The 8,435-nt window shown below is 61.7% G+C and carries 9 protein-coding genes; 8 read left to right on the forward strand and 1 reads right to left on the reverse strand.

The genetic code is table 11. The features are described 5' to 3' along the window. Window positions 1-91 precede the first annotated feature (91 nt). Window positions 92-1,018 carry a nitrogen assimilation transcriptional regulator NAC gene (nac, locus tag B3873_RS05795; RefSeq protein WP_286864577.1) on the reverse strand — a complete coding sequence of 309 codons (927 nt, stop codon included), beginning with the start codon at window positions 1,016-1,018 and terminating at the stop codon, window positions 92-94. Window positions 1,019-1,430: 412 nt separating this feature from the next. Here nac and B3873_RS05800 point away from each other — a divergent pair, with 412 nt between their 5' ends. The 8 genes from B3873_RS05800 to B3873_RS05835 all read left to right on the forward strand — a co-directional run. Continuing rightward, entirely contained in the window at window positions 1,431-2,639 is a 1,209-nt protein-coding gene (locus B3873_RS05800; protein WP_286864579.1) for an aspartate transaminase, read from the forward strand. Between the two features lie 126 nt (window positions 2,640-2,765). After that, entirely contained in the window at window positions 2,766-3,815 is a 1,050-nt protein-coding gene (locus tag B3873_RS05805; RefSeq protein ID WP_209579802.1) for a porin, read from the forward strand. Between the two features lie 83 nt (window positions 3,816-3,898). After that, window positions 3,899-5,014 carry a Re/Si-specific NAD(P)(+) transhydrogenase subunit alpha gene (locus tag B3873_RS05810; RefSeq protein ID WP_286864581.1) on the forward strand — a complete coding sequence of 372 codons (1,116 nt, stop codon included), beginning with the start codon at window positions 3,899-3,901 and terminating at the stop codon, window positions 5,012-5,014. A gap of 85 nt (window positions 5,015-5,099) precedes the next feature. Beyond that, window positions 5,100-5,462, forward strand: coding sequence for an aspartate 1-decarboxylase (gene panD, locus B3873_RS05815; RefSeq protein ID WP_008325650.1), 363 nt, complete (start codon window positions 5,100-5,102; stop codon window positions 5,460-5,462). Window positions 5,463-5,522: 60 nt separating this feature from the next. Further along, the gene (locus tag B3873_RS05820) at window positions 5,523-5,837 is read left to right on the forward strand and encodes an NAD(P) transhydrogenase subunit alpha (RefSeq protein WP_034335569.1); all 315 of its coding nucleotides are present in this window, start codon (window positions 5,523-5,525) and stop codon (window positions 5,835-5,837) included. After that, window positions 5,834-7,276, forward strand: a complete 1,443-nt coding sequence (locus tag B3873_RS05825) for an NAD(P)(+) transhydrogenase (Re/Si-specific) subunit beta (protein WP_286864583.1) — start codon at window positions 5,834-5,836, stop codon at window positions 7,274-7,276. Before B3873_RS05820 ends, B3873_RS05825 begins: the two co-directional genes overlap by 4 nt. Window positions 7,277-7,287: 11 nt before the next feature. Next, entirely contained in the window at window positions 7,288-8,094 is an 807-nt protein-coding gene (locus B3873_RS05830) for an SDR family NAD(P)-dependent oxidoreductase (RefSeq protein WP_286864584.1), read from the forward strand. Between the two features lie 27 nt (window positions 8,095-8,121). Beyond that, window positions 8,122-8,435 (forward strand): alcohol dehydrogenase catalytic domain-containing protein (locus B3873_RS05835; protein WP_286864586.1); only part of this gene is annotated, 314 nt, incomplete at its 3' end.

An 8,435-nucleotide genomic window follows, 5' to 3' on the forward strand; every position in this document is an offset into this window, starting at 1 on the left:
GCTCGCAATGGGATAAGACGGATTGGCTTTGAAGGGATAAGGCGACCTTATGGATTGGCGCGCAGCACCGCCGCCGCCAATCCAGGCCGGTTTACGGTTCCTGGGCGAGCGGCTGCCCGCTGTCACGGGCAAGGTCATCCACCAGCTCCAGCAGGATCTCGCGCACCGCGTTGGCGGGTTCGGACAGGGGAAGATGATCCGACTCGCAGAGGGACAACGGAGCCAGTATCACCGGGTCGACAATACGCGAGAGCGTGGCGTTGCCGGAGGAGGCAATCACGCGCGCGGCTGACACGGGCAGGATGGTCGCGCCCAGCCCGGCACCGATAGCCGACGACAAGGTAGCGGCCGACTCGATTTCGGCCACCACGCGCGGCACCATCTGTGCGCCCATGAAGGCTTCGTTGACGTACTTGCGCACATAGTTGTACGGCCGTGGCAGCAGCAATTCCACATCGCGCAACTCGCGCAAGCTGATCTCGCGTTCAGGGAAGTGCAGACAGGCGGGGGCGACCAGATAAAGATCTTCCTTGAGCAAGGGCTTGTACGACAGGCCGGGGAATGACTTCTCGCCATACAGGACCGCCATGTCCATGCGCCCGTTCATGATCAGTTCACTCAACGTCGTGCCAAAGTTCTCGTTGATGTAGAGCAGTACGCCAGGATGGCGCGCCCGTACCGTCTGCAGCAGCGGCAGGGACAATGCCGAGGCGGCGGTCCCCGGAGAGAGACCGACCGAGACCTGGCCCGACAGCGCCTGTCCCGATTTCTTGACGTCGTTCTGGGCCTGCTCCACCTGGCGCAGGATGATCTGCGCATGGCGATACAGGGTCGTGCCCGCTTCCGTAGGCGTCACGCCACGCTTGGTCCGTACCAGCAGCTGCTGTCGGCACTCGCCTTCCAGCGTGGCCAGTTGCTGGCTCAAGGCGGGTTGCGCGATGTGCAGGATCTCGGCTGCCTGAGTGAGGCTGCCGATGTCGACAATTTTGACGAAATATTTAAGGCGACGCAGATTCACGATTCTTTTCCTCTCATGCTGCGAGCCGTGATGCAAGAATCACGCCACTGTCTCCTCATACGGCGCGCAGTTTGTCTTCTGCTTGTTGATATCGGTATGGCTCCAATGATAACGCTATCACGGCAGAAGAATTTTATATGGATGCTCGCGTTGCGGTATCAACACACTGTCGCATGGAAATTATTTACTGGCGGAGTCGTTGAAAAAAATGCCGCTGCTCAGGCGGAAAGCCCGAGCTTGCAGGGTTTGCGAGCAGAGTCCGGGATGTCTCCATGAAACGTCGCAAGCCAGGCCAGAACCAGTTTGCGGGGCAGCCATAAGGCGAGGTTATTTTGCCAGACGAAAGTCGTCTTATCGGAAAAATGGGCAGCCGCTTACCGTTAGCGCTCTTGATCGTTTTTTGGAGAGCCGTGTGACTTCCCCCCGTATCGCTGACCGCGTCCGTCGCATCAAACAATCCCCCAGCAGTGCCGCTGCCGAGCGTGCGGCCGAACTGCGCCGCCAGGGCAAGGACATCGTCAACCTGGTCGTGGGTGAGCCCGATTTCGATACGCCCGCGCACATCCGCCGTGCTGCCGCCGAGGCCATCGAGTCCGGCCAGACGCGCTACACGCCAACCGCGGGTACGCCTGCATTGCGCCAAGCCATTTCAGAAAAGCTGGCGCGCGAAAACCAGCTGGCCTATGCGCCGCGAGAGATCATCGCTACCTGCGGGGCCAAACACGCCATCTTCAATGCCTTGGCCATCACGGTGCAGACCGGAGATGAAGTACTGGTACCGGCACCTTACTGGGTGTCCTATCCCGATATGGTACTGGCTTGTGACGGCACACCGGTCGTCGTGCCCTGCGTGGAGGAAGACGGCTTCAAGCTGACGCCTGCAGTCCTCGATGCGGCCATCACGGCACGCACCAAGTGGCTCATCATCAATTCCCCCAGCAACCCGACCGGAGCAGCCTATACCCTGGAAGAACTGCAGGCCCTGGCCGAGGTGCTGCGCCGTCATCCGCAGGTGCTGGTGATGACTGACGACATCTACGAACATATCCGCTTCGATGGCCAGCCTACGCCGCATCTGCTCAATGCAGCGCCCGATCTGCGCGAGCGCACCTTGCTCATCAATGGCGTCTCCAAGACCTATGCCATGACCGGTTGGCGTATCGGCTATGCAGCCGGTCCGAGCGATCTGATTGGCGCACTGGATATCCTGCAATCGCAGTCGACCAGCAATCCCAGTTCCGTCAGCCAGGCGGCGGCCCTTGCCGCACTGACCGGCGACCAGGGTTTCGTGGCCGAGTTCGCCGATACCTACCGCCGCCGCCGCGATCGCGGGCTTGAACTGATCAACGCCATTGATGGCCTGAGCTGCCGCAAGCCCGAGGGGGCCTTCTACCTCTTCATTAATTGCAGTGGTCTGCTGGGCCGCCGGACGCCGGAAGGCAAGGTGATCGAGAGCGACACCGACGTAGTGATGTATTTCCTCGAAAGCACTGGCGTCGCCCTGGTGGCCGGGACGGCCTACGGCCTCTCGCCTTATATGCGCATGTCCATTGCCACTGCGGTGGAAACCATTGAAGAAGGTTGCCGCCGTATGGCCGGCGCGGTCGCGGCACTGCGCTGATCCCAAGAACAAGGGCCGTTATGACTGACATCCTGGCGGCCATTGCCGGGAGGCGGCGCCACGCCGGCTCCCGAAGAGTCTGAGGTAGAGGGTGCAATTCAATTCAACCACTAAAGGGAGTCGTCAATGAAAAAAATAGCCATGTCGGCCGCAGCGTTGGGGATCATCAGCTGTGGCGCCCAGGCGCAGAGCAGTGTCACGATCTACGGTATCGTCGATTCGTCGGTTCGCTACAGCACCAATGAGAACGCTGCGGGCGGGAGCAAGGTGCAACTGGCCGGCGGTCCGCTGTCCGGCAGCCGTATCGGTTTCAAGGGGACGGAGGATCTCGGCGGCGGCTTGTCGGCGCTGTTCTCGCTGGAGACCGGGTTCGGGACCGACACCGGCGCGCTGCAACAGCAACCGGCTTCCGGCACCCGGCTGTTTGGCCGTGAGTCTCTGGTCGGGCTGCAAGGCGGCTTCGGCAAGCTGACCGTGGGGCGTCAGTATGCACTGATCCATGACATGGTCGTGAGCTATGACGTCTATGCTCTCTCCAACGTGACTCAGACCATCGGCTTCCAGGGCGGCAACTACACCATGGGCGCGCGACTGGACAACAGCTTGCGCTATGCCGGCACCTACAAGGGCGTGACTGCCTCATTGGGCTACAGTGCCGGCGAAGTGGCGGGTGACATCCACAATGGTGAATCCAGGGCCATCGGCCTGGCCTATGATGACGGTCCGCTGCACATCGGCGGTGCGTGGCAGGTGTTGAATAATTCGACTACCTATTTCAGTTCGGCCATCAGCGCCAACAGCAAGCAGACGGCCTGGTCACTGGGCGCTACCTACACCGCAGGTCCGGTGAAGTGGTACGCAGGCTACATCAACAACAAGCTCGATATCGCCGACTATCGCAACAGTTCCTACTCTGCCGGTTTCAAGTGGAACATCAGCGGACCGTGGAGCTTGTGGAACGCCGTCTACTTCGACCGCCTCAAGCACGCCGGCACCAGCGGCAACCGCCTGACCATCGCGCCGACCGCACTCTATGCCTTCAGCAAGCGCACCGATGTCTATCTCACGGTGGACTACACCAAGCTCACCGACGCATGGAAGACCTTGGGCTCCACCTCCGGCACGCTGTTCGGCAATCGTCTGGGCGTGACCACCGGCATTCGCCACCAGTTCTGATGCAGTACCGGGGACATCCTCGGCGATGTCCCCCTGCGCGTCGCATGACCGCGTCACAAGAACGATAACAGCAGGAGCAATTCATGATCATAGGCATCCCCGTCGAGACACGGGATGGAGAAACCCGCGTGGCCGCCACGCCGGAGACAGTCAAGAAGTTCATCGCGGCCGGGCATGAAGTCACGGTGCAGTCCGGTGCAGGCGTCAGGTCCAGCATTCCTGACGAGGCCTATGCGGCCGTCGGCGCCAGCATCGGCAGCGCCGAAGCGGTCTATACCGCCGAGATCCTGCTCAAGGTGCGCGCCCCCAATGAGGGCGAACGCGCTCGCCTCAAGCCGGGCACAGTGGTCATCGGCATGTTGAATCCCTTCGATGCCGACAACATCGCCGCCATGGCCGCCGCCGGCCTCACCGCCTTCGGCCTCGAAGCCGCGCCCCGCACCACCCGTGCGCAGTCGCTGGACGTGCTGTCCTCGCAGGCCAACATTGCCGGCTACAAGGCCGTGCTGATGGCCGCCAACACCTATCAACGCTTCATGCCCATGCTGATGACCGCCGCTGGTACCGTCAAGGCCGCGCGCATGCTCATCATGGGGGCCGGCGTGGCCGGCCTGCAGGCCATCGCTACGGCCAAGCGGCTGGGGGCGGTGATCGAGGCCTCCGACGTGCGTCCGGCGGTCAAGGAGCAGATCGAATCGCTGGGGGCCAAATTCCTGGACGTGCCCTTCCTGACCGAGGAAGAAAAGGAAATCGCCCAGGGCGTGGGCGGCTATGCCCGCCCCATGCCGCCGGACTGGATGAAGCGCCAGGCCGAGCTGGTCCACGAACGCGCCAAACAGGCCGACATCATCATCACCACCGCCCTGATCCCCGGGCGCAAGGCCCCGGTGCTGATCAGCGAAGAGACCGTCAAGGCCATGAAGCCCGGTTCGGTGATCCTGGACATGGCGGTCGATCAGGGCGGCAACTGTCCCTTGTCGGAACCCGGCAAGACCGTCATCAAGCACGGCGTGCACATCATCGGCGAAGGCAACCTGGCGGCCCTGGTGGCGGCCGATGCCTCGGCCCTGTACGCGCGCAACGTACTGGACTTCCTCAAACTGATCATCGATGCCGAAGGCAAGCTGGTCATCAACAAGGAAGACGATATCGTCGCGGCCACGCTGCTCTGCCAGGGTGGCGAGATCCTGCGCAAATGAATCTGCCGGCCCGGGTCGGCAGAAAACCCGGGCGTTTTCAGTCCCCCTCACGCCCATCACTTTTGAAACAAGAAGGAAGAAGTACATGCAACGCATCATGCTGCGCGCGAAGATCCATCGCGCCTCGGTCACCCAGTGCGACCTGAACTATGAAGGTTCCTGCGGGATCGACGAAGACCTGCTGGAAGCCGCCGACATCCGCGAGTTCGAGAAGATCGAACTCTACAACGTCAACAACGGTGAACGTTTCTCCACCTATGCCATTCGCGGCAAGCGCGGCAGCGGCGAGATCTCGTTGAACGGCGCGGCGGCCCGCCTGGCGCACCTGGGCGATCTGCTCATCATCTGTACCTATGCCCCGATGAGCGATGAAGAAGTCGCCAGCTACAAGCCCAAGGTGGTCTTCGTGGACGACAAGAACCGCATCACCAGCCTCAAGGCGATCTGACCCTCGACAAGAACCATGCGGCCCGTTTCACCAGCGGGCTGCCTCACAAGGAGGAACACCATGGAAGTCAGCCACACCATCATCAACCTGATCATCTTCGTGCTGGCCATCTACGTTGGCTACCACGTGGTCTGGACGGTGACCCCGGCCTTGCACACGCCCCTGATGGCGGTGACCAATGCCATCTCGGCCATCATCATCATCGGCGCCATGCTGGCCGCGGGCCTCACCGAAGGCACGGTCGGGCGCATTGCCGGCACGCTGGCCGTGGCGCTGGCGGCGGTGAACGTGTTCGGCGGCTTCATGGTGACCCAGCGCATGCTGGAAATGTTCAAGAAGAAAGAGCCCAAGGCCAAGTCGGGAGAACGAGCATGAGCATGAACCTGGTGACCCTGCTGTACCTGATCGCATCGATCTGCTTCATCCAGGCCCTGAAGGGCCTCTCGCACCCGGCCACGGCCCGTCGCGGCAACAGCTTCGGCATTGCCGGCATGGTCATCGCCGTGCTGACAACGTTGGCGCTGATCGTCAAGATCAAGGGGGAGGGATCCAATCCTTCCGGTGACATTGGTTACCTGCTGGTGGCCGGCGGCGTGATCGTCGGCGGCGGCATCGGCGCTTATCTGGCGCGCAGCGTCGAGATGACCAAGATGCCCGAACTGGTGGCGGCGATGCACTCGCTCATTGGTCTGGCGGCGGTCTGTATCGCGGTGGCGGCGGTGGCCGAGCCGTGGGCGCTGGGCATTTCGGCGCACGGGCAGCTGATCCCGGTGGGCAACCGGGTGGAACTGTTCATCGGTACCTTCGTGGGGGCCATCACCTTCTCGGGTTCGGTGATCGCTTTCGGCAAGCTTTCGGGCAAGTACAAGTTCCGCCTGTTCCAGGGGGCGCCGGTCAATTTCGCCGGCCAGCATTTCCTGAACTTGCTGCTGGCGGTGGCCATGATCGGCTTCGGCATCATCTTCGTGCTGACGCAAAACTGGCTGCCCTTCATCATCATGGCCGCCATCGCCTTTGCGCTGGGCGTGCTCATCATCATCCCCATCGGCGGGGCGGACATGCCGGTGGTGGTCTCGATGCTCAACAGCTATTCCGGCTGGGCGGCGGCGGGCATCGGTTTTTCGCTGAACAACTCCATGCTCATCATCGCCGGTTCGCTGGTGGGTTCCTCCGGCGCGATCCTGTCCTACATCATGTGCAAGGCGATGAACCGGTCCTTCTTCAACGTGATCCTGGGCGGTTTTGGTGGCGAAGCGGCGGCCGCCGGTGGCGGGGCGCAGCAGCAGCGCAACGTCAAGTCGGGATCGGCCGATGATGCGGCGTTCCTGATGGGAAATGCACAAACCGTCATCATCGTGCCGGGTTACGGGCTTGCCGTCGCACGCGCGCAGCATGCACTGAAGGAATTGACCGAAAAGCTGACCCACAACGGCGTGACCGTGAAATACGCGATCCACCCGGTGGCCGGCCGCATGCCGGGCCACATGAACGTGCTGCTGGCCGAGGCCGAAGTGCCTTATGACCAGGTCTTCGAGATGGAAGACATCAACAGCGAATTCGCCCAGGCCGATGTGGTGCTGGTGCTGGGGGCCAATGATGTGGTCAACCCGGCGGCCAAGGATCCGAAGTCGCCCATTGCGGGCATGCCGATCCTGGAAGCCTACAAGGCCAAGACCGTGATCGTGAACAAGCGCTCCATGGCAGCGGGTTATGCAGGTCTGGACAATGAGCTGTTCTACATGGACAAGACCATGATGGTCTTTGGCGATGCCAAGAAGGTCATCGAAGATATGGTCAAGGCGACAGAAGGATGAGAGCAGACATCATGGACCACAAGACTTTGCAAACTGGATCGAGCCTCCCTGCTGGCGTAGCAGCCTTCAATCTCACCGGCCGCATTGCGCTCATCACCGGCTCTACCAGTGGCATCGGATTTGCCCTGGCGCGCGGTCTCGCGCAGGCTGGTGCCCATGTGGTACTCAATGGGCGAGACATGGAAAAACTTGCAGTCGCCGTGGAGAGGCTGTCAACAGAGGGGTTGCGCGTCACCGGAATGCCCTTCGATGTCACCGAGGCGGCTTCCGTCAATGCGGCTGTCCGGCGCATCGAGGAAGATGTCGGTCCCATCGAGATCCTGGTCAACAATGCGGGCATACAGCGCCGCTCACCACTGGAACAGTTTTCCGAAGAGGACTGGCATGCGCTGATCCGCACCAACCTCGACTCCGTGTTTCTGGTGGGGCAGACGGTCGCGCGCGCCATGATCGAGCGAGGTCACGGCAAGATCATCAACATCTGCTCGGTCCAGAGTGAACTGGGCCGTCCGGGTATCGCGCCCTACACCGCTACCAAGGGGGCGGTGAAGATGCTGACCAAGGGCATGGCGATCGATTGGGGCAAGTACGGCATCCAGGCCAACGGCCTGGGTCCTGGTTACTTCAAGACCGAACTGACGGCACCGCTGGTGCGCGATCAGGTATTCACGGACTGGCTGGTCAACCGCACCCCCTCGCGACGCTGGGGAGATGTCGAAGACCTGGTGGGGGCGGCCGTCTTCTTGTCCAGTCCAGCCTCTGATTTTGTCAATGGTCACATTCTCTACGTCGATGGCGGCGTCACCGCCACCCTTTGAATCCCGACCTCATTCAGGAGAACCATCATGCAGGCCATCATCGTTCATGCTCCCCATGATTTGCGCATCGAAGAAATTCCCACGGCCGAACTGGCCCCCCATCAACTGAAGGTGCAGATCAAGGCCGGTGGCATTTGCGGCTCGGACCTGCATTACTACCATCACGGCGGCTTCGGGACGGTGCGCATCAAGCAGCCCATGGTGCTGGGTCACGAAGTCTCCGGTGTCGTCAGTGCGATGGGCGAGGCGGTGCAGGATATCGCTGCGGGCACGCGCATTGCGGTGAGCCCGAGCCATCCGTGTGGCGTGTGCCGCTACTGCCAGGAAGGCAAGCAGAACCA

It is taken from the genome of Herbaspirillum sp. UBA812 (genome assembly GCF_002296545.1).
GTDB classification, from domain to species: Bacteria; Pseudomonadota; Gammaproteobacteria; order Burkholderiales; family Burkholderiaceae_D; genus Herbaspirillum; species Herbaspirillum huttiense.